Source organism: Novosphingobium silvae, assembly GCF_009856825.1.
In the GTDB taxonomy this organism is placed as follows: Bacteria; Pseudomonadota; Alphaproteobacteria; order Sphingomonadales; family Sphingomonadaceae; genus Novosphingobium; species Novosphingobium silvae.
On the sequence record NZ_WVTD01000003.1, the window covers coordinates 75,985 to 94,026 of the forward strand.

An 18,042-nucleotide genomic window follows, 5' to 3' on the forward strand; every position below is an offset into this window, starting at 1 on the left:
GCATGCCCGAAGCCCTGAATGCCTGCAGCGCCGACGCGCGCTGGCTTGCCGCAGCGGCAGCGCTTGCAGCACGGGCTCGCCCGCTCAGTGCCCCCAATCCCGGCGTCGGCGCGTTGATCGTGCGCGATGGCCGCGTGGTGGCTCGCGGCTGGACGCAGCCGGGCGGGCGCCCTCATGCCGAGGCCGTGGCGCTTGCCGCGGCGGGCGAGGCGGCGCAGGGGGCCACGCTCTACGTGACGCTGGAGCCATGCGCGCATCGATCCCCTCGTGGTCCGGCCTGTGCCGACCTGGTGTGCGCGTCTGGCCTCGCCCGGGTGGTGGCTGGCTGCATGGACCCCGATCCCCGCACCTCAGGCGCCGGGCTGGCCCGCATCGCTGCGGCGGGGATCGAGGCTGAGTTCCTGTCTTCCCCCGCATGCGCACGCAGCCTTTCGGGCTATCTTACGGCACGGCGCCTCGGCCGGCCGGAGGTGACGCTCAAGCTTGCCCTGTCGCTGGACGGCTGCATCGCGCTGCCGAGCGGGGAAAGCCAGTGGATCACCGGTCCCGAGGCCCGCGCCCATACGCATGCGATGCGCGCGCGTGCGGACGCGATCCTCGTCGGTGGCGGAACCCTGCGCGCCGATTCGCCGCGGCTTGATGTACGTCTTCCCGGCCTCGAAGGGCGCAGCCCGCAGCGCTTCGTATTGACGCGCGGCGGCGTGCCGGACGGTTGGCGCGCGCTTCCAGCTCCCGCTGCCCTGGCGGACATGGAAGGCATCCTTCACCTTTTCGTGGAGGGCGGCGCGGGCGCTGCAAGCGCTTTCCTGGCCGAGGGTCTTGTCGACCGCCTGCTCATCTACCGCGCCCCCATCCTGCTTGGCGGCCGCTCTGCCCTTGGCGACATTGGCCTCGGCTCGCTTTCCGAGGCACATGGACGATGGCGGATGACCGAGCGCCGCCAGCTTGGCAGCGATACCCTTGAAGTCTACGAGGCCTGCAACCCTGCAGGGAGCTAGCTGAATGTTCACCGGAATCATCACCGCCATCGGCACTATCCGTGAGAGCCGCCATGACGGCGACTTGCACGCGGTCATCGGCTGCCCATTTGATCCTGCGGGGGTTGCCATCGGCGCCTCCATCGCCTGCTCGGGCGTCTGCCTGACCGTTGTCGACAAAGGCGGCATGGCAGGAGACGCGTGGTTTGCAGTCGACATCTCCGACGAATCGATCAGTCGCACCGTACCGGGCCGGTGGGAAGCCGGCCGACAGCTCAACCTCGAGCCTGCACTGAAGCTTGGCGACGAACTGGGCGGGCACATCGTCACCGGCCATGTGGATGGCGTGGGTAAGGTCGTCTCGATTACACCGGTTGGCGATTCGCGCCGTTTCGTGATCGCCGCACCCCAGAATCTAGCGCCTTATCTCGCACCCAAGGGATCCATCACGGTCGATGGCGTGTCGCTTACCGTCAACGAAGTCAGCGACGAGGCTGACGGCACCTGCCATTTTACCCTGAACATCATCCCACACACCGCCGAGGTGACGACCCTCGGCACCTTGCGGGAAGGGGATGCGGTAAACCTCGAAATCGACGTGCTTGCCCGTTACCTGCAGCGCATGCAGTCCTTGCGCAGCTGATCCAAACGGTAGAGGCGCAAGCCGCGCTGGCGTTGACACAACTTCGAACAGTTGCGTCAACGCCGGTGCAAAGAAGCGTCAGCCCGTTACGTCCGCGACAGCCGCGATGAACTGGTCGATGTTGCCCATCGTGAGCCCGGCGACGTTGATGCGGCCCGACGCGGCGAAGTAGATACCGTGCCTGGAGCGCATTTCCTGCACCTGCTCAGGCGTGAAGGGAATTATCGAGAACAGCCCGTTCTGAGCCCCGATCGGCGTCAGGTCCACGCCGCCGGTGCGACCGGCCGCAGCGAGCTTGGCACGCACCGCGCGCATGCGCTCGCGCATCTCGTCGAGTTCGGCGAGCCACTGCTTGGTCAGCGCCTCGTCCTCGAGAACCAAGCGCACGGCAGCGGCGCCATGGTCCGGCGGCTGCGACCAGTTTGCGCGGGCGAGCGCATGGCCGTTCGACATGATGCGCGGAAGGTCGGCCGGATCGGCAGCCATGGCATAAAGGGCGCCGGTGCGGTCGCGGTAGAGACCGAAATTCTTGTCGCACGAATAGCACACCAGCGCTTCCGGAACGGCGACGAGCACGCGGCGCAGACCGTATGCGTCCTCTTCCATGCCGAGGCCCAGGCCCTGGTATGCAAGGTCGAGCACGGGCAGGACCTTGCTCTGCGCGACCAGCAGCGCGATCTCGTCCCACTGCGCATCGGTATAATCGATACCGGTCGGATTGTGGCAGCAGCCATGCAGCAGGATGGCATCGCCTTCCATTGCCGAAGCCAGCGCCGCGCGCAGGGCGTCCATGTCGGCGGCGCCTCCGGCCGCGTGGTTGAACTCGAGCACTTCGAGGCCGAGATCGGCGCAGATCTGGTTGTGATTCGGCCAGCTTGGCTTGCCAACGATCACGCGGCGATAACCCGCGCGCTTGATCATCGCGAGCGCGAGACGCAGCGAACCGGTTCCGCCCGGCGTCTGCATACCCTCGATGCGGCCGCCCATGTCGGGGCTGTCCTTGCCGAAGATGTAGGGCATCAGCTTCTCGACGAAGCCCATGTCGCCCTCGGGACCAAGGTAAGCCTTGGAATCCTGTTCCGCGACCAGCTTCGCCTCGGCCGCCTTGATCGCCGCGAACACGGGGGTGTCCCCCTCGCCCGTGCGGTAGACGCCGACACCGAGGTCGATCTTGTCGGCCCGGGGATCGGTGTTGTGGAGCTTGATCAGCGCCAGGAGCGCATCGGCGGGCTGTTGCGTGAGGTCATTGAGCATGGCGGGCGGCCATTAGCCTTGCCTCGACCTCAGCGCAACAGGCGAGTGCCACGGTTTGCACGACAGCAATAAAGTTGCGTCAGAACGGCAGCCAGCTCTGCTTTTCCGAGAACTTCATGTAGCCGATGTTGGCGCCGAGCCGCAGGCCCGCGCCTGCACGAACCGGTATCAGGACGGTGTTGCCGCGCCGCAGGTAGCTGACGGTGAACCCGCCGACGAGGTAGGCCTGCCCCTCGCCCGCTCCGAAGCGATGGTAGAGGTCCTGCGTATCATAGAGGTTGTAGACCAGCACGAAGGCGCTGCCCGCGTTCGCCCCGGCATCGAAGCCGATCGAAGGGCCCGTCCAGTAGACCGGCCGCTCCCCTTCGATCTTGTGGTGCATCGTGCCCGAGCCATAGCGCAGGCCGACGGCGATGGCGCCGCCTGCCTCACGCCCGACGATGTAGGCGTTGGGTTCCCCCTGCTTGGCAAGAAGGTCGCGGATGACATCGGCAAGCCCCTTGGCGCCCTTGCCGAACACTCCCTCGGCTGCGCCGATCAGGTCATCCTCGCGGTAGGTCGCGCTAGTATCGCCGTTGACGACCGCAGGCGGCGATGCGGGCGCAGGCGAGCCAGGCGTTACCGGAGCCGCCGGCTGTCCGCTCCAATCGGCAGGAGGCGGCGCATCGACGGGCATGCCGTTGCCCGGGTCTGCAGCGGGCGGCACTGGCGTATATGTGGTACCCTGACCCAGGTCGCCGTCGATGGCGGCATCCGGGTCGACGGTGGTTACCTGTGCGACGGCGGGTGCCATCGGTGTGCCGAGCGCGAGCAGCGCGGCGATTGCCCCGATGATCCGGCCGCGGCCACGAAGGCGCCCCGCCTGCGCGCCCGCTTCGATAATGTGCTTGCGGTTAGGCATGAGTTGACCCTCCACTGGTGTGCTGCCCTCTTCATCGAACATGCCGACGAGCCCCACCCCGCGCCCCTTGCGCGGTCAAATTGGTGCCATCCCACAAGAATCCATGGCGCCTGACCTCGCAATGAACGGACGACGATCCGAGTCGCTTTTGCGGCGGAGCGAATCCCCTTCGGCTGCTTTCAGCAACTTTCTCGTAAATCGACATTTGCCAGCGCTTCGCCCCTTGCCGCCCCCGATAGTGCTCGCTATAGGGCCCGCCTGAGCCGCATCCGGAGACGTGGGTGAGTGGCTGAAACCAGCGGTTTGCTAAACCGTCGTGCCCTTAAGGGGGCACCCCGGGTTCGAATCCCGGCGTCTCCGCCATGCGCCTATGGGTCAGGCGACTCTAACCATCTGAAATCTTTAGATTTTCTCATGGATCGGGTCGCCCTGTTGGTGGGCGTATCACCATCTGCCCACCATCCCCATTTGCAACGTTATGCAGCGGATGCCCAGCGCATCGCACCAGCCGTCAGGTCGGCCCACGCCTGTGCTGCGTCATGCTCCGGTAGGAACCGGCGCAGATCATCTTCGCTCAGCCCGCCTTGCGCCATGAGCAACACCGTGGTCGCGTTGATCGTCAGGACAGCTTGCGTACCCTTGCCGATGATACCGAACTCCGCGTCACGGACGTATCGGCAACGGTGTGCGACGTGCAGCAGTCCACGAATCGGGTGGAGCATGATGTCAGGGGTTTCAGCCATGTAAGCTGCGAAGGTTGCAAGGCGGATGGTATTCGTTTGCCAATCGACCACCAGCGTTTCGCGCTGATCGTTGATTAGAAATGCGATGGTGGTCGTCATGTCGTTTTCTCCAACGAAAATTAAGTGGCTTGCTTCCTCGAGCCGATCTCACGCGCGGTCCGGGTGCGCCATGTGGTTCCATGCGTAATAGAAATCTCCGCTAGCCATCGCTGCGCGAGCGCTCACGGTTTCAGGCATGATCGCATCGCTAATCCGCAGTGGCAGTTCATCCAGCGCCACCGTACCAGCTAGCCATGCCCCGAATGCTTCGCCTGCGTCGTCGCTGGCACTGGCAAGTGCGCGGGCGTTGTTTCGCAAGAACGCCTCGTATCGGGCGCGATCACCGTCCGACATGCGGGCAACCCGACCAGCCAATGAATCGCCAGGCCGCCAGTGCTCGAACAAGCGCTCAAGTCGCCGCCCGATGGACACCCGGCTCACTAGCGCGCGTCCCGTGCGGCACTGATTAGCGCCTCAAGTTCATCAAGCCGGTGGCGCAGTTCCTTAACTTCCTGCGTGTCCGCGATAACTTTGAGCGCCTGAGCCGCCTTGCCCGCTTCGCCCACGGTGATGTCGCCAGCAGCCATGGCATCGGCCCAGGCCGAAGGCTCGCTACTGGGCATGTCGATCACCCGGCTGTCCGGAAGAAACCGAGTCAGGACGAACAGCGCGGCTTTGAGGTCGCCCGCTGCTAATTTGTCCTTTAAGACTGTGAACGATGGTCCGACCAGATTGCCAAGGCTTTCCATGGCCGACGCATTAAAGCGACCCTTCGCGCCCAGCTTTCGACCGCCGAAACTGTTGCCTGGCCCAAACCGACCGCTGGCATCGCGTGCCGCCAAATTTCCGTTATTTTCGGTCATTCCACCACCTCCACGCCATGCGCACGCAGCCATTGCGCGACTTCTGCTTCCAGGGACACAACGGCGTTTCCGCACCTGTATCCCTTTGGAAAACCATGATCTTTGCGCCATCTATGCAGCACCGAACGGCTCACGCCTAAAGCGATGCGAAGATGGTCGGCGTTGATCGTGTCGAACCCCGGCAGACGAACCTGCCGGGGAAGTGCGCGCAATCCGCTCACGGGGTTGCGCCCGTCAGAAAAGCGAATGCGTCGTCTCGCGTCGTGTCGGTCATAGCGGCAACTACGGTCACGACTGACGCGAGGAACGGGGAGACGCTGGCGATCGCCTGACGTTCGGCGGTCACCCGTGCATTGAATGCGTCCGCCCAAGCGTATGCCGGGGCCATGTCGACACTGGCGGGCACGGGATCGTCCGCCGATGGTGACGCCTTCGCGTGCTGGCTCGCCCACGCCGTTGCCAGTGCGTCCCGCGCATCGTCGGCCTGAAGGCGCGCATGGATGTCGGCAGGCAGACCGCTCATTGCTGGCGAGCCTTCCGCAACAGCCCTGCGAAATTCGTGATCTTCGCTGGCGATGCGGATCACATCAGGCAGCTTCATGCGCAGCGCGTTGCCGCGATGCTCGACGGCTCGGGCGTCGGACAGGGCTGGCCGTTTCGGCCTCATGTCGGCGTCCTCACGGTCAACAGCGGCAAGGGCGGCAGGGACGGCGCGAACTGCCGCTTGAAAGTGCGTGGGGGCGGTGGGCGACAACATCGTCCGGGCCAGGGCAACCCGCCCGGTAGCGGTAAGTTCGGCGCTCCGCTCGGCCATCGTTTCGGCGGTTCCAGCGAGGGCCGCCACCAGAGGTGCCAGCGACGCCTTCATGGCGGGATGATCCACAATACCATTCGGCGCAAAGAACTGGATGCGGTCCCCGTCCGAAATCTGCGTGCCGTGTGCAGTATGGTTCACTGAAATCGTCATAATTAATCCTTCCGTATAGGTGATGCAATAGTGACGCGGTGATGAAAGCGCGTCAAAGTCACCTGCACCAACTTGCAACTAATTCGTTCACAGTTGGGCGTTCATCGGAACACTCGGAACAGCAAGAACACCATTTCCGGAAACCTCAGAGATATAATAATTTGAAATCCGAAATTTCGTTTATGGAATCGCTGTTCTTGCTGTTCCGACTGTTCCGCTAGGCTCCAAAAGCGAACTGCGCGCGTGCCTGAATCACAGCGTCGCGAACCTGTGGGCGAGTCGCTCCACCTGCCAAATCGTCAGGCGTCAATTGGCCCCGCACGATAAGCACGCGTTCCCATCTGCCGTTGACCTTGAACCGCTCGCCCGTCCGCATCCCCGCGCGCGTCGCCTCATGGCGGCACCAATCCTCCGATTTAGCGTCATCGGCCACGAAGCGATGCAGGTCGGACACAAATGCCAGATCGCCCGGCCATTCCCGTTGGAACTGGCGAACCGCATCCTCTGCGTCGGTCACAAGTGACGCCAGCGCCTTGGCCTTGGCTGCGCTCATCGGCGCGTGTTCGTGCGGGTTGAAACCGTGCAGCGACAGGGTGGCCAGGTAGTGCTGCACCGATGCGATGAACGCCGGGTCATTCATATCGTCGTGCAAGCGCGCGTACCAATCCGCCGTTGCGCACTCGGATGGGTTTTCGATTACGATGATGCGCCGATCCGAATTATCGAATGGCAACGCATCCGGATGATTGGAGAACATCAGCCATCGGCAGCAATTTTTCTCGACCGATTGCGCGCCATACTTCGGATTCAGGTGCCGAAATTCCTCTGTCACTTTTGACTTTAACTGTTCCGCCTTGGTCCATCTCTCGCGACTGTTCCCCTCGCGCACCTCGTCAACGGTGGCGAGCAGTTTCATGGACAACCGCCCATTGTAGGCGCCGAACAGCGTGTCAGCCGATACATTGGCCGCGACGTACCCGCGCAGCACCCGCGTCAGGATGCTGGCCAACGTGCCGCGCCCTGTGCCGGTCTTCGGCGTGAACATGAGGTAGGCTGTGTGCGGCAATTCGCCCGGACGCTGCACGATATGGGCAAGCCACTGTGTGAACCGCACGCGCTCCGCTTCGATTGGCACAAGGTAGGCGATGTGGTGAATGAACGGCTGCACGCGATCCATCCAGTCATCTGGCGGCTGCAAAACCGTGGGCGGCGTCCACAGGTTGAACGCCCTGTCACCAGCCTGTGCCCGTTCCGGTGATCGGCAAAACTCGCCATCGCCCGGCACCCATGCGAGCACGTCAGCACTTCGACGGTCGCGGCTTGCCAGCCATGCCCCGATGACTGGCACCTCCTTGATGACGGGGGCGCCCCACTTGTCGATTTTGCCCGTGTCGATCGCGTGCTTGGATGCTGCCCATTCGTTCACCGCGTCGGCCTTTGACCGCGACCGCTTGGATCGGCGCGACACCACGAGCGAGCCGTTGCCGATGAACACTAGATCGGCGGTCGCCTGTTCCAGCGTCAACACTTCAGGGAAGGCGTCCGCCGCCAGATCGTCGCCAATCCGCTCATCATCCCGAAGCCGTTGCGTCCGACTGAAGTACGAGCGGTTCGGATCGGCAATGGCTTTCGCTATGGCAAGCCGGGCCTTGCGCTCATCGTCGCGCCAAAGCGCCGATCGCATGAACAGACGCAGCATCCGCGCCGGGTTGCAGCCGGTCCACCACGCCAGCGCGTTGGCGAGAGCAAGGTCCGCCGATGAGTGATCGAAAGCGCGGGATTCATCCGGCCAGTATTGCCCCAGGACAGTGCCGTCAGCCGTCCACAGTGCAGAAAACGGGGCCAGCAGGCCCATGCGGGCCAGCGGCGTCTTGCCCGTGGTCGCGCGGCGGATCAGTTCGTCATCATCTGCCGGACCATCGTAACCTTCGCGCGGCGCATCCGCCCAATCGACCGCCGGGAAATCCCCCAGCTTCTCGACATCCGGCACCCAACCCGCAAGGGTGGCGGTCCAATCCTGCGCTGGCTCACCGTGCCACCCGCCCCCGCCGATCGCCATGAAGCGTGCGTGCGGATAGACCTCGACACCGTTGAATTTCCGGCGCTTGTCGGCCAGTTGGGCCGGATCGAGCAGCCTGCCGACGCCGTGCAGCCCCTTGCCGGATTGCGAGACTTCCCACGCGCCCGGCAGCGCCGCCATGATCGCCTGCGCCTGAGCGTTCCACTGCCCTGTGGCCGGATCGGCGCAGTCGTCCAGATCGACGAAAACGAATGGATCGGCCTCGGTGAACACGAATCCTATGCCATTGCACCCGCCCGCCGCATGGGCCGCGATGGCCGTTGCATGATCGGCCCAGGTGCCCGGATCGTTCACGCTGGCAGGCAAGCCGGTTTTCGGATCGAACGGCACTTTACGCGGCTTTGGCTCACCGGGCCGCTGGATAAGGCGCCATGTGACGAACTGACGGTACGGGATGAATGCGGCGGGCACGGCAGGTTGCGCCGCCGTAGCGGTTGCGGTATTATTCATGTGCGAATTGACCTTGTTCCGACCCGTTGCGCCGTCCTGCTTTCGGTGTGGCGGGTCGCTTCGTTTCAGGCGTTGAAGTCGGCGTCGGCGCGGTTACGGCTTTCCCATGCAGCGAGTTCGGCCACACTCCACCGCTTCAACCCGGATGGCAAAACGATGGGCACCGGAAAGTCGCGCTGATCGCGCATCCAGCGGTAAACGCTATGTTTTGTCGTGCTGTAGCGCGTGGCTACGCGGTCAATTGAGAGAAATTCTGCCATCGGTTTGCACCTCATTGCTTCGGGTGCCACCTATTGAAAGCATGATGCGCCGGGATGCAAAAGAATGCGGGTCACGTAAGGCAGACACTTATGTGACCAACCACATTCCCCACCAAAGGCATCGAAAATTGCCCCGCAGTTCCTCGGATTGCCGCGCCTCGTTGACCCATTTAAGCAGAAGCCCACGCTTAACTTTATGGCGCTCGCATAATTCCGCTTCGACGGATGCAGCGACCTCTCCATTTAGGGTGCGGTCAAGATATTCCCCGCCGATGGACATCCGTTGGTCTAACGGCTTCGATTTGTGGGATGGACGGTTCGCAGCGCGACGCATTTCCCCTTCGACCAAGCAGGCAAGCAATTCGCGCTCTCCTGCCCCTAACGGTTCATCGGATCGCAGGAGTGCCGCCAAGTCGTCCGGCTCATGCTGCCTGCCTGCACGCCAGATCGCATCGCGCCAGTGCGTGCTATACGTCAGTGTCACGCCGCACCTCGCGTCATCGCGATCACATTTGCACCACTGTGCCCGTCCAGATAACCGGCCCAATCTGCCATCAGGCGAACACGCTTCGGCATGAGTGTTCCGCGCTGATATGCCGCTTCGGCCTTGTCGGCCAACTGGTGCGCCAATGCGTGCTCGATGACTTCACGCGCATGGCCAGTCGTCTCGCCTGCCCAATCTCGAAATGTGCTCCGAAACCCGTGGACGGTCAGATCAGCCCGGCCCATTCGCTTCAGTACCGCCGGCATGGTCATATCCGACATCGGCACGCCTGCTTTCGCACCAGCGAACACCAGCCCCTTGCGATCGTCCTCACCCGTGGTCGTTAGGATCGCCATTGCTGCATCGGACAGCGGCACAACGTGTTCGCGGCCTGCCTTCATCCGAATTGCGGGGATCGTCCACATTGCGCGCTCCATGTCGATTTCGCACCATTCCGCGTTTCGCACTTCGCCCGATCGCGCCGCAGTCAGGATCGTGAATAGCAAAGCCTGCGCCGCCGTGCCTTCACGCTCTCGCAGTGCGGTGATGAAAGCGGGCGCTTCAGCATAGGGTAGCGCGGCGTGGTGCTTGGCCCGTTTGGCTTCCTTCGACAGCTTCGGCAAAATGGGCAACAGGCCATCCCGGCTAGCTGGATTGTCGCTCCGATGGTTTCGGGCGATGGCGTATGCAAATACCGCTTCAACGCGCTGCCGGACCCGTGTGGCCGTCTCGTGCCGTGCCGTCCACAGGGGCTTGCCGTCCGCTTTATCAACCGGCTGCATTAGGACCGCTTCAACGGCGTTGCGGTCGATCGTTGCGACAGGCTTGTCCCCGATGCGAGGATAGACCCACGTGGACAGTGTGGATTCCCACTGCGCCTTGTGCTTGTCGTTCTTCCACCCGTCACGATTGGCGGACAGGAACGCTTCGGCCACTTCGCGGAGTGTGGTCGGCTGTTCCGTTCCGCGTCGGTCGGCCACAGGGTCGCGCCCCGCCCTGATCTCCGCAGCCGCCTTGCGAGCCTGTGCCAGCGAAACGGATCGGCTGCGATCGTTAGGACTATATGGCCCTAAGCCCAATTCGCGCCGCTTGCCCCCGATTGTCGCCCGGAAAATCCATGATGCCGATCCCGCTGGCGTAATCTGAAGCATCAGGCCAGGAGGCCGACCACCGACAGGGATGCGGGCGCTATGCTTTTGGCCTGATTGGCCCATTTCGGCCACAGTGGCAGCGATGAGGGCGTCCAATTCGCGTGGGTTCAGTTCCTTCGCAACCTTCGGCATTCAAACCACCATCTACCCACCAAAAACACCTGCAACGGTGTGCCATTTGGTGCGTCGGTTTGCAACTGCCATGATTTTCGATGGACAAATTAACCGCAGAAAACCTTCGTTTTGGGTTAAGGTCCGGTCGAAATGGCCCCCTAGGGGGGGTCTTTATGGCGGACGGCGTCTCCGCCACCCTTGCTGTTCAAGCGCACTCAGCCGGTCCCACGACCGGCTGTTTTGCGTTTGGTTTCCTGCTATGTTCCACATCGATTGATCCCGATCGGTCCCACCTCATCACGGGGTATTTTGGGGTACGAGGCGGGGTATTGGAACATAGGTAGGGGTATCGATGCTGACCGACGTGCAGGCGAAGAAAGCGGCGCCTGGTGACAAGCCTTACAAGCTCGCAGATTCGGGCGGGCTCTATCTCTACGTAGCTCCCACAGGGTTGAAGTCCTGGCGGATGAAGTTCCGGTTCCAGGGCAAGGAGAAGCTACTCACCTTTGGCCCGTACCCCCAGGTCACGATCAGCGAGGCTCGCCGCAAGCGAGACGACGCACGCACTAAGCTGCGCGAGCAGGTAGATCCGTCGGGTGCCCGGGAGCGAGCGCGTCAGGAAAAGGCCCAAGAGCGGCTGGAACGCGCGCGCGAGTTGACGTTCGAGCGGGTCGGACGTGCGTGGCATGAGCTCCAGAAGGTCCGCTGGACCGAGGTCCATGCGAATGACGTCATCACCAGCCTTGAGCGTGATGTGTTCCCTGATCTGGGCTTGATGCTCCCGAGCGAAATCGACGCGCCTACGGTACTCGCCACGCTCCGCAAGGTCGAAGGACGGGGCGCAATCGAGACTGCACACCGCCTGCGGCAGCGGATATCGGCCATCTTCGTCTATGCCATCTCGGAGAGCATCGCGACAGGCGACCCGGCCGCCACGGTCACGAAGGCACTTCGGCCGATGCCATCGAAGAAGCGCCAGCCAGCCCTCGTCGCGCTGGACGATCTGCGCGGCGTACTCCGAGACGCCGAATCGTCGGATGCCTCCGCAATCACGAAGCTCGCCTCAAGACTGCTCGCGCTCACTGCCGTTCGTCCGGCGATCATCCGGGGGGCTGAGTGGTCGGAATTCGAAGGGGTGGACTGGTCTGATGAGAGGCACGGCCCTATTCTGGCGATGTGGCGCGTTCCCGCCGCTCGCATGAAGCTGGTGCTCGAACGAAAGGGCGAAGACGCGTTCGACCACCTCGTGCCGCTTTCTTGGCAGGCCGTCGACGTGCTCCGCACCGCATACCGGATCTCAGGCCGCGGCAAGCTCGTCTTTCCCGGGCACCGACACGCACACCGGCCGCTCAGCGAGAACGCGATTGGCTACCTGTATAACCGCGTCGGCTATCACGGCCGGCATGTGCCGCATGGGTGGCGCGCTGGCTTCTCAACCCTGATGAATGAGCGGGTCGAGCGGCAGTGGCAGACGGCTGGGCACGTCGGCGCGTCACCCGATCGCGCGATCATCGACCTGATGCTAGCACATGTTCCGAAGGATCGCGTGGAACTCGCCTACAACCGCGCTTCCTACCTCAACCGCCGGCGCGAACTGGCGCAGGAATGGGCCAATCTGTTGACGGACGGCCTGAGCCTGCCACAAACGCTTCTTGAGAAGTAATCGAGCAAACCGGAGGCCGTGATGGGCGAGGCAAAGCGGCGCAAGGAAGCGCTTCGGAAGGTGATGGTGGACGAACTCAGGGCACTTGCCGCGCCGCCGTCCGAGGCCGAGCAGAAGCTCGCGAGCATTTTGATGGGGCTGTCCGCGAAACAAGCTTACCGAGAAAGCGCGGAGAAATTGGCCTGGGCAAAAATGAAGCCTCGAGAATGCCACGCCAATGTCAGCTTCTATGTGAATGCGGATCCGTCGAAGCAGGCGACGCATGTCGTCGGCTGGTGGAAACAGGCGCACCAATTTGTTCTGCACTCGGTTATCGGGATGGGTCCGAACCTCGTTTGCATCACACCCCAGCAGCGTGGCGTGCCTGAAACTTTCCTATTCGCGCCAGATCCAGAAATCACTTGGGCCGATGAAGGCGAAGGGGTTCGCCGCTTCTACCGCGATGGCATACTGGTGCCGAAGATCGTACGCACCGATCCTGCAGCGGCGACAGGGGTCGCTACAATCGGCCTTGAACGTCTAGCGCACGGAATGGACCCTGCCCGGGTCTGGGACTTGATAGATGATGAAATGGGGCGCCGTTTCTCGCGGTAATGCCCATGGACCCCTGAGCATTCGAAAGTAGCTCCGGCTCCTCCCCGTCCAGGTTCACCCTCATGACGAGCCCAAGCGTCGCGCCTTCCAGGTGAGCGCCCTTCACGCGCTGGACGATGGCTCGCACGTCATAGCCGCGATCAATCTTGCTGCCGATCCAGACGGCCCGGTCGCGCTTCAGGTATCCCACCTTGGTCCCGCGACAGCTGACGACCGCGACGGCCATTCGATCGTGCGGGTTCTCAGGCTCACGGACCAGCCGCACATCCTCGCCGGGCCTACACCGCGCCAGCTCTTCCTGTCGGCTGGTGCCGTCCTCGTTGTCGTGGCGCTCGCCGATCGCCGGCAAGCTGAAGTCGTTCCATCCCATCACGTCACCCTTGAGAACATAATGAGAACAGATTAAATTCCTGTCATCGATTCGGAAAGAGGAATTTTACCGTGGTCAGTCAAACGAACGCCGCCGATCTCGACGACTTGCGTCGCGAGGTCGGGCGAATTGCCGCGGGCGGCGGCACTTGGCAGGACATTACGAAGCCGACAGACTATCGCGCCTTTACCCCTGTGCCGCCCGACTCTCGTTTGGCCAACAACGGACGCACCAAGACGGAGGACGGAGGCACGTCTTTCGGCCGATGGCTGCTCGAGCAGACGGACCGGGGCGGCTTGATAGGCGAGCTCGCGAAAGCCGCGAAGGCCGATCGCGGGTTCCCGAAGGATGGTGACCCAGAGACCGTGCGCAAGCGACTGAACTCGCTTGGCGCGGATCCGGACATGCACGAGGCGCTGGACGATGCAGAGCTCGACTGGGCGAGTTTCTGAACATGAGTGACCGTTTCCGCATCACGACCTTCGGACGGCCTCGCACGCCTTGGCGCCAGAGCATGGAAGAAGCGATGGCCGACGCCATCCAGATGGAACTCGCGTCTTGGGATGCCAGTCGACGGGAGTGGTTCCTGGCGGTCCCGGTGGCGCTTCAGGGTGCGAAGGGCCGGGCGGCGGCATGAGCGCGGACGAATTTCGTACGCGCGAGACGGAAGACTGGATTTATGCTGGCGATCTGGTCGCCCAGCTAGGGCCTCGCGCGGCCCGCCTCGTGTTCGATCACGTCAGGCAGCTGCACCATGCTCGCGACTACGACGAGATGCAGCGATGGCAGGGCATGTTCGGCAAGGTCAAAGCCGTTTTGCTCGCCGAGACTGAGCCGCTGCGGCACTGAGGGCCGCCAGCGGTGTCAGTCAGCAACTTCGCGCGTCCTACGAATTTTATAACTGGATAGCCCCGTGGCTGTTTGACATAGAGGCATCATGGAACGGACTATCATAGGTGCATTTAGCGAAGATCAGGTGGCTACGCTCACCGGCCTTTCGCGTGCCCAGTTGCGCCGTTGGAACAGAGATGGCTTCATCCGGCCGTCGTTCAAAGCCAACGATGATGCGCGCAAACCGTACACCTACATCTACTCTTTCACTGACCTCCTAAAGCTTCGAGTGCTGAATCAGCTGCGCAATAGGCATGGCGTTTCGATGCAGGAACTCAAAAAAGTTGAAAGAGCGCTCGACCACCTTGGCGACGACAAATGGACCAAGCAGAAGCTCTGGGTGTCGAATCGCAAGGTAGTTTTCACAGAGCCGGAGTCGCTTCAAAAGCGCGAGATATCGAGCCGGCAATTTGTGGCAGAAATAGCCCTCGAAGTTGTGACCGCCGATGCTCGCGAGGACATCCAGAAGCTGAATGAACGGCAGGAAGACGCTGTCGGCCACGTAGTCAAGCGCCGCCACTTGCATGCGTCGGAGCCGGTGTTCTCCGGCACGCGTATTCCAGTGTCAGCGATAGTTGACTACATCGAAGCGGGATATACCAACGCACAGATTATAGAGCAATTTCCTGCCTTGAGGGATGGCGACATCGAAGCGGCCCGCCGACAGCCAGAGGCTGCTTGAGCCGGCGGAAATCCTCCATTCCTTTTTTCACCGACAACGACGTTCCGGACGATGTTGGTCGGTTCCTTTGGGATTCCGGCCACGACGTGACGCGCCTGCGCGACGTGATGCTCGATAGTTCAGCCGATCCAGTTGTCGCCGCCGCCTGTCGTCAGCAGGGCTTGGTCCTGATCACGCACAATGTAAAACATTTTCGGGCGATCGTTCGCGACCACGAGGTCACCCGCGGCCAAGTCGACACGCTCAATCGCATCGAGATGGGCTGCAAGCAGATACGATCCAAAGCCAGGATGGAGGCCGCTTTGTCGCTCATCGAAGCGGAATGGGCCCGCGCAGAAGCGCAGAAGACCGGGATGCGAATTTGGATTGGCGACGAAGTGATACGGATACACCGCTGACCGAAGCTCACCGGAGCATCGCCCGACCGGCTTTCGCTATAACGAAGATGCCACTACGATCCGACGTGGGCACGATGAGGCGCCCGCGCGTTATCGCATTACTGGAGGAGCGGATATGAGCAGCCCAGGCTTTGAAGAGCGACAAGAGCGTGAGTTTCGCGCGTGGATTGCATCCGAGGTCGGGCTGAGCCTTGACGAGCTCGAAAGCTTAGACTTCGATCTTGATGCTCAGGTCGGCAATGACGGCGTCACCTACGGCCATGTGGTCACGTTTGGCGACGGGGCAGACCCGGAATTGCTTGCGAAGATAAGCGGCCTTCAAGATGGTCGATGGGTAGCAATCGGCTTTCCGCCTGACGAGCCCGAACCAGATTACGACCAAGGCTGATCGCCAGAGCACTCTGGTTTGCGAGGTTACGCCTCCCGCTGTGACGTAACCTCGCCGTCCGCCCTCCTCATTTGCGACATTGGCTCGCGCGCCATGAAGGCGTTTAAACGCCTCCCCGTGCTCACCTCTCCCGCATCTCGCCGTCGCACTCAGGCGATGGGCAGCGCAGGCCCTCGGCGTTGGCGTCGAGGTGCTTGCGGGTCGTGCGGAAGGTGAAACCGCAGGCATCGCACTCGCACTTGATGAGGCGGGTGCCCTGCTTCTTCCGACCGCTCTGCATTTCGGCCAGCGGCGCGCCAGGCATGGCGCCCAGATCAGCGAGGATCGGGAGAGCCCATTCGCGCCAGCCGTCACCCGCCACGGTAGCAGTCATCTTGCCGGTGAGCCCCAGAGCAGTGGCGCAGCGCTTGAACTTGGGGCCGTGCTTGGCCTCCAGCCCGACAGCGGCGTGGACCAGCTCGTGGGTCAGCACGTCGGCCACGCGGGCGTCGCGCTCCAGTGAAGGCCGCAGGAAGATTTCGAAGTATCCATCGGCCGAGGCGATGCTGCTCCAGCACTCACCGATGGCGTTGCCGCGCGCGCCGGCCGAGGGGAAGCCGACCGAGATCCGCACGTTGCGCGGCAGGGGCGCGCCGACCCGCGCGAAGTGTGGGCGGGCAGCGTCGGCGAAGGCTTCAAGCCACTGCTCGCGAGTGGCGAAGCGGCTCCCAGGACTGGCGATCGAGTAGGCTTCGTTCGCCTCGTTGAAGTGCGATCCCTTGAGATGCTGAGCCATCGTGTCGTCTCCGTTCTGATACAGAGACTGTAGAGCGAGGCACTACACCTTGCAAGCAAAATATGTTGAGCAGCGCTCTACATTTCTCTTGCGCGAATGATCAGAAAGTGTAGAGTGGTCCTCAACAGCAACGGAGGACAATATGAAGATCGTTTCGGTTCGGGATAAGCGTCTCAAGGCTCTCGTGGACAGCCCTTCGCGCACCTCGGTCAAGGGGCTCGACGCTCTGGAAACCCGCAAGATCGTCGAGATGATTGCCGCGATCAAGGTGATGACCAGCCCGCTTCAGCTGCTCAACATCCCCTCGTGGAAGGCTCATGAACTGACCCCCGGCCAGCCCGGCAAGTGGAGCCTCGTGGTCACCCGCAACTACCGCCTCACCTTCCACGTCGATATGGCGGCGCAGGAGGTCCGGCTCCTCGACTACGAAGATTACCACTGAGAGCGCGGGCGGGGGAAACCCCGCCCCTTCCCGCTTCTCGGCTGTGAAAAATGTTGAGCGAGGCTCTACTATTCCGTTGCTATCTGTAGAGTGCCGCTCTATACCTGCTAGGGTGAAGGAGTGTCTCATGCCCAAGCGCGACAATTCAGAATACAAGATCACCGATCCCGCAGATATGATCGTCGACAAGGAGCCGCCGATCGAGAAGCACCCGGGCGAGTTCATCCGCGACGTGATCCTGCCCGAGTACGGGCTCAATGTCGCGAAGACTGCGCGCCTGCTGGGTATCGACAGGGCCGGGCTGCATGGCGTCCTGACCGGTAGGTATGCCGTCAGCCGCGAACTGGCCTATAAGTTCGGAGCCCTGCTGCGCGACGATCTGGCGGACTTCCTGATCGCTTACCAGCATGCCTATGACCTGTTCCAGGAGCAGGACTTGCGCGAGAGCTTCAAAGACAAGATCGAGCGGCTGGCAGCACCCGAAGGGCCTTCATGAAAAAGGCGCCTCGAGCCAGTGCTCGGGCGCCCCTGCTCCTACGCGGAGGTTTTTGAATGGTTGATCCCCGCACAGTGCTTTCACCCCGCGACCGCCTCAAGCGGCTGCGGGTCATCCATGAAACGCAGCACTGGTCCTTGGCCGTGTGTGAGTGGGAGGGCGACCCTGGCCTGCTGATGCGTTGGAACGGTGATGAGGAGCGCCCCATGGGTCATCCGAACTCATCGGGAAATCCGACGTGGTTTGCGGTCCCGCCTGAACTGTGGTGGCCGACGCTTTCAGTGGTCGGCGAACCCGAGCGCACCGCTGCTGCGGAATGGCTGCAGGGTCGGACCCCTGCAAGCTGGCTCGATTCTATCTAGCGGCTGGACTGGTCCGCTCGCGCCTCGACCGACCGATGATGCCGGTTCGCACAGT

General features: G+C 62.6%; 25 protein-coding genes and 1 tRNA gene. 14 read left to right on the plus strand and 12 right to left on the minus strand.

Features of this window, described 5'->3' with window-relative positions:
• The first annotated feature begins 2 nt into the window (after window positions 1–2).
• Complete coding sequence (gene ribD, locus GR702_RS05330; RefSeq protein ID WP_160984938.1) at window positions 3–998, plus strand: bifunctional diaminohydroxyphosphoribosylaminopyrimidine deaminase/5-amino-6-(5-phosphoribosylamino)uracil reductase RibD; 996 nt, start codon at window positions 3–5, stop codon at window positions 996–998.
• Between the two features lie 4 nt (window positions 999–1,002).
• Window positions 1,003–1,620, plus strand: a complete 618-nt coding sequence (locus GR702_RS05335; protein ID WP_160984939.1) for a riboflavin synthase — start codon at window positions 1,003–1,005, stop codon at window positions 1,618–1,620.
• A 78-nt stretch (window positions 1,621–1,698) separates the two neighbouring features.
• Here GR702_RS05335 and GR702_RS05340 read toward each other — a convergent pair whose 3' ends face one another.
• Together GR702_RS05340 and GR702_RS05345 are read right to left on the minus strand one after the other, a co-directional pair.
• A complete protein-coding gene (locus tag GR702_RS05340; protein ID WP_160984940.1) occupies window positions 1,699–2,874 on the minus strand; it encodes an amino acid aminotransferase in 1,176 nt (391 codons plus the stop codon).
• Between the two features lie 79 nt (window positions 2,875–2,953).
• Complete coding sequence (locus GR702_RS05345; RefSeq protein ID WP_160984941.1) at window positions 2,954–3,775, minus strand: DUF1134 domain-containing protein; 822 nt, start codon at window positions 3,773–3,775, stop codon at window positions 2,954–2,956.
• Window positions 3,776–4,046: 271 nt separating this feature from the next.
• Here GR702_RS05345 and GR702_RS05350 point away from each other — a divergent pair.
• Window positions 4,047–4,138 (plus strand) — tRNA-Ser (locus tag GR702_RS05350).
• A 113-nt stretch (window positions 4,139–4,251) separates the two neighbouring features.
• Here GR702_RS05350 and GR702_RS05355 read toward each other — a convergent pair.
• The 8 genes from GR702_RS05355 to GR702_RS22540 form a co-directional block, all read right to left on the minus strand.
• Complete coding sequence (locus GR702_RS05355) at window positions 4,252–4,617, minus strand: hypothetical protein (RefSeq protein WP_160984942.1); 366 nt, start codon at window positions 4,615–4,617, stop codon at window positions 4,252–4,254.
• Window positions 4,618–4,665: 48 nt separating this feature from the next.
• Window positions 4,666–4,911, minus strand: coding sequence for a hypothetical protein (locus GR702_RS05360; protein ID WP_160984943.1), 246 nt, complete (start codon window positions 4,909–4,911; stop codon window positions 4,666–4,668).
• A gap of 86 nt (window positions 4,912–4,997) precedes the next feature.
• Window positions 4,998–5,420, minus strand: a complete 423-nt coding sequence (locus tag GR702_RS05365; RefSeq protein WP_160984944.1) for a hypothetical protein — start codon at window positions 5,418–5,420, stop codon at window positions 4,998–5,000.
• Window positions 5,417–5,641 carry a helix-turn-helix transcriptional regulator gene (locus tag GR702_RS05370; protein WP_103729444.1) on the minus strand — a complete coding sequence of 75 codons (225 nt, stop codon included), beginning with the start codon at window positions 5,639–5,641 and terminating at the stop codon, window positions 5,417–5,419. Before GR702_RS05370 ends, GR702_RS05365 begins: the two co-directional genes overlap by 4 nt.
• Complete coding sequence (locus GR702_RS05375; protein ID WP_160984945.1) at window positions 5,638–6,465, minus strand: hypothetical protein; 828 nt, start codon at window positions 6,463–6,465, stop codon at window positions 5,638–5,640. Before GR702_RS05375 ends, GR702_RS05370 begins: the two co-directional genes overlap by 4 nt.
• A 139-nt stretch (window positions 6,466–6,604) precedes the next feature.
• Window positions 6,605–8,917, minus strand: coding sequence for a phage NrS-1 polymerase family protein (locus GR702_RS05380; RefSeq protein ID WP_160984946.1), 2,313 nt, complete (start codon window positions 8,915–8,917; stop codon window positions 6,605–6,607).
• Between the two features lie 65 nt (window positions 8,918–8,982).
• The gene (locus GR702_RS05385; RefSeq protein WP_160984947.1) at window positions 8,983–9,177 is read right to left on the minus strand and encodes a helix-turn-helix transcriptional regulator; all 195 of its coding nucleotides are present in this window, start codon (window positions 9,175–9,177) and stop codon (window positions 8,983–8,985) included.
• A 480-nt stretch (window positions 9,178–9,657) separates the two neighbouring features.
• On the minus strand, window positions 9,658–10,944 hold the full coding sequence (locus GR702_RS22540) for a phage integrase central domain-containing protein (protein WP_202408077.1): 1,287 nt from the start codon (window positions 10,942–10,944) through the stop codon (window positions 9,658–9,660).
• A 334-nt stretch (window positions 10,945–11,278) separates the two neighbouring features.
• Here GR702_RS22540 and GR702_RS05395 point away from each other — a divergent pair, with 334 nt between their 5' ends.
• Window positions 11,279–12,589 carry a tyrosine-type recombinase/integrase gene (locus GR702_RS05395; RefSeq protein ID WP_160984948.1) on the plus strand — a complete coding sequence of 437 codons (1,311 nt, stop codon included), beginning with the start codon at window positions 11,279–11,281 and terminating at the stop codon, window positions 12,587–12,589.
• Window positions 12,590–12,610: 21 nt separating this feature from the next.
• A complete protein-coding gene (locus GR702_RS05400) occupies window positions 12,611–13,183 on the plus strand; it encodes a hypothetical protein (RefSeq protein WP_160984949.1) in 573 nt (190 codons plus the stop codon).
• On the opposite strand, the gene GR702_RS05405 is transcribed toward GR702_RS05400, so the two are convergent.
• A complete protein-coding gene (locus GR702_RS05405; RefSeq protein ID WP_160984950.1) occupies window positions 13,089–13,553 on the minus strand; it encodes an HIRAN domain-containing protein in 465 nt (154 codons plus the stop codon). The genes GR702_RS05400 and GR702_RS05405 overlap by 95 nt on opposite strands.
• Window positions 13,554–13,624: 71 nt before the next feature.
• Between GR702_RS05405 and GR702_RS22650 the strand changes: the two genes are divergently transcribed.
• The 6 genes from GR702_RS22650 to GR702_RS05435 all read left to right on the plus strand — a co-directional run bounded on the left by GR702_RS22650 (window position 13,625) and on the right by GR702_RS05435 (window position 15,912).
• Complete coding sequence (locus tag GR702_RS22650) at window positions 13,625–14,005, plus strand: hypothetical protein (RefSeq protein ID WP_337192531.1); 381 nt, start codon at window positions 13,625–13,627, stop codon at window positions 14,003–14,005.
• Between the two features lie 2 nt (window positions 14,006–14,007).
• Window positions 14,008–14,190, plus strand: a complete 183-nt coding sequence (locus GR702_RS05415) for a hypothetical protein (RefSeq protein WP_160984951.1) — start codon at window positions 14,008–14,010, stop codon at window positions 14,188–14,190.
• On the plus strand, window positions 14,187–14,402 hold the full coding sequence (locus GR702_RS05420; RefSeq protein ID WP_160984952.1) for a hypothetical protein: 216 nt from the start codon (window positions 14,187–14,189) through the stop codon (window positions 14,400–14,402). Before GR702_RS05415 ends, GR702_RS05420 begins: the two co-directional genes overlap by 4 nt.
• A gap of 88 nt (window positions 14,403–14,490) precedes the next feature.
• A complete protein-coding gene (locus GR702_RS05425) occupies window positions 14,491–15,126 on the plus strand; it encodes a DUF433 domain-containing protein (protein WP_160984953.1) in 636 nt (211 codons plus the stop codon).
• Window positions 15,123–15,524 (plus strand): DUF5615 family PIN-like protein, encoded by a 402-nt coding sequence (locus GR702_RS05430; RefSeq protein ID WP_160984954.1) that lies wholly within the window; start codon window positions 15,123–15,125, stop codon window positions 15,522–15,524. The genes GR702_RS05425 and GR702_RS05430 overlap by 4 nt, the downstream gene beginning before the upstream one ends.
• 115 nt (window positions 15,525–15,639) lie before the next feature.
• Window positions 15,640–15,912 carry a hypothetical protein gene (locus tag GR702_RS05435; RefSeq protein ID WP_160984955.1) on the plus strand — a complete coding sequence of 91 codons (273 nt, stop codon included), beginning with the start codon at window positions 15,640–15,642 and terminating at the stop codon, window positions 15,910–15,912.
• A 121-nt stretch (window positions 15,913–16,033) separates the two neighbouring features.
• On the opposite strand, the gene GR702_RS05440 is transcribed toward GR702_RS05435, so the two are convergent.
• Window positions 16,034–16,687: a SprT family zinc-dependent metalloprotease gene (locus GR702_RS05440; RefSeq protein WP_160984956.1), complete on the minus strand. Its 654-nt coding sequence runs from the start codon at window positions 16,685–16,687 to the stop codon at window positions 16,034–16,036.
• Window positions 16,688–16,829: 142 nt separating this feature from the next.
• Between GR702_RS05440 and GR702_RS05445 the strand changes: the two genes are divergently transcribed.
• The 3 genes from GR702_RS05445 (at window position 16,830) to GR702_RS05455 (ending at window position 17,987) form a co-directional block, all read left to right on the plus strand.
• Window positions 16,830–17,129, plus strand: a complete 300-nt coding sequence (locus GR702_RS05445) for a type II toxin-antitoxin system RelE/ParE family toxin (RefSeq protein WP_160984957.1) — start codon at window positions 16,830–16,832, stop codon at window positions 17,127–17,129.
• A 127-nt stretch (window positions 17,130–17,256) separates the two neighbouring features.
• Complete coding sequence (locus tag GR702_RS05450) at window positions 17,257–17,625, plus strand: helix-turn-helix transcriptional regulator (RefSeq protein ID WP_160984958.1); 369 nt, start codon at window positions 17,257–17,259, stop codon at window positions 17,623–17,625.
• A 56-nt stretch (window positions 17,626–17,681) separates the two neighbouring features.
• Window positions 17,682–17,987: a hypothetical protein gene (locus tag GR702_RS05455; protein ID WP_160984959.1), complete on the plus strand. Its 306-nt coding sequence runs from the start codon at window positions 17,682–17,684 to the stop codon at window positions 17,985–17,987.
• Window positions 17,988–18,042 lie beyond the last annotated feature (55 nt).

Coding starts and splice junctions, on each gene's coding strand:
- GR702_RS05440 (WP_160984956.1), bottom strand. CDS start 16,687: ATGGCTCAGCATCTCAAGGGATCGCACTTCAACGAGGCGAACGAAGCC.
- GR702_RS05395 (WP_160984948.1), top strand. CDS start 11,279: ATGCTGACCGACGTGCAGGCGAAGAAAGCGGCGCCTGGTGACAAGCCT.
- GR702_RS05455 (WP_160984959.1), top strand. CDS start 17,682: ATGGTTGATCCCCGCACAGTGCTTTCACCCCGCGACCGCCTCAAGCGG.
- GR702_RS05425 (WP_160984953.1), top strand. CDS start 14,491: ATGGAACGGACTATCATAGGTGCATTTAGCGAAGATCAGGTGGCTACG.
- GR702_RS05360 (WP_160984943.1), bottom strand. CDS start 4,911: ATGTCGGACGGTGATCGCGCCCGATACGAGGCGTTCTTGCGAAACAAC.
- GR702_RS05345 (WP_160984941.1), bottom strand. CDS start 3,775: ATGCCTAACCGCAAGCACATTATCGAAGCGGGCGCGCAGGCGGGGCGC.
- GR702_RS05335 (WP_160984939.1), top strand. CDS start 1,003: ATGTTCACCGGAATCATCACCGCCATCGGCACTATCCGTGAGAGCCGC.
- ribD (WP_160984938.1), top strand. CDS start 3: ATGCCCGAAGCCCTGAATGCCTGCAGCGCCGACGCGCGCTGGCTTGCC.
- GR702_RS05450 (WP_160984958.1), top strand. CDS start 17,257: ATGCCCAAGCGCGACAATTCAGAATACAAGATCACCGATCCCGCAGAT.
- GR702_RS05380 (WP_160984946.1), bottom strand. CDS start 8,917: ATGAATAATACCGCAACCGCTACGGCGGCGCAACCTGCCGTGCCCGCC.
- GR702_RS05400 (WP_160984949.1), top strand. CDS start 12,611: ATGGGCGAGGCAAAGCGGCGCAAGGAAGCGCTTCGGAAGGTGATGGTG.
- GR702_RS05385 (WP_160984947.1), bottom strand. CDS start 9,177: ATGGCAGAATTTCTCTCAATTGACCGCGTAGCCACGCGCTACAGCACG.
- GR702_RS05405 (WP_160984950.1), bottom strand. CDS start 13,553: ATGGGATGGAACGACTTCAGCTTGCCGGCGATCGGCGAGCGCCACGAC.
- GR702_RS05435 (WP_160984955.1), top strand. CDS start 15,640: ATGAGCAGCCCAGGCTTTGAAGAGCGACAAGAGCGTGAGTTTCGCGCG.
- GR702_RS05420 (WP_160984952.1), top strand. CDS start 14,187: ATGAGCGCGGACGAATTTCGTACGCGCGAGACGGAAGACTGGATTTAT.
- GR702_RS05355 (WP_160984942.1), bottom strand. CDS start 4,617: ATGACGACCACCATCGCATTTCTAATCAACGATCAGCGCGAAACGCTG.
- GR702_RS05445 (WP_160984957.1), top strand. CDS start 16,830: ATGAAGATCGTTTCGGTTCGGGATAAGCGTCTCAAGGCTCTCGTGGAC.
- GR702_RS05340 (WP_160984940.1), bottom strand. CDS start 2,874: ATGCTCAATGACCTCACGCAACAGCCCGCCGATGCGCTCCTGGCGCTG.
- GR702_RS22540 (WP_202408077.1), bottom strand. CDS start 10,944: ATGCCGAAGGTTGCGAAGGAACTGAACCCACGCGAATTGGACGCCCTC.
- GR702_RS05365 (WP_160984944.1), bottom strand. CDS start 5,420: ATGACCGAAAATAACGGAAATTTGGCGGCACGCGATGCCAGCGGTCGG.
- GR702_RS05415 (WP_160984951.1), top strand. CDS start 14,008: ATGAGTGACCGTTTCCGCATCACGACCTTCGGACGGCCTCGCACGCCT.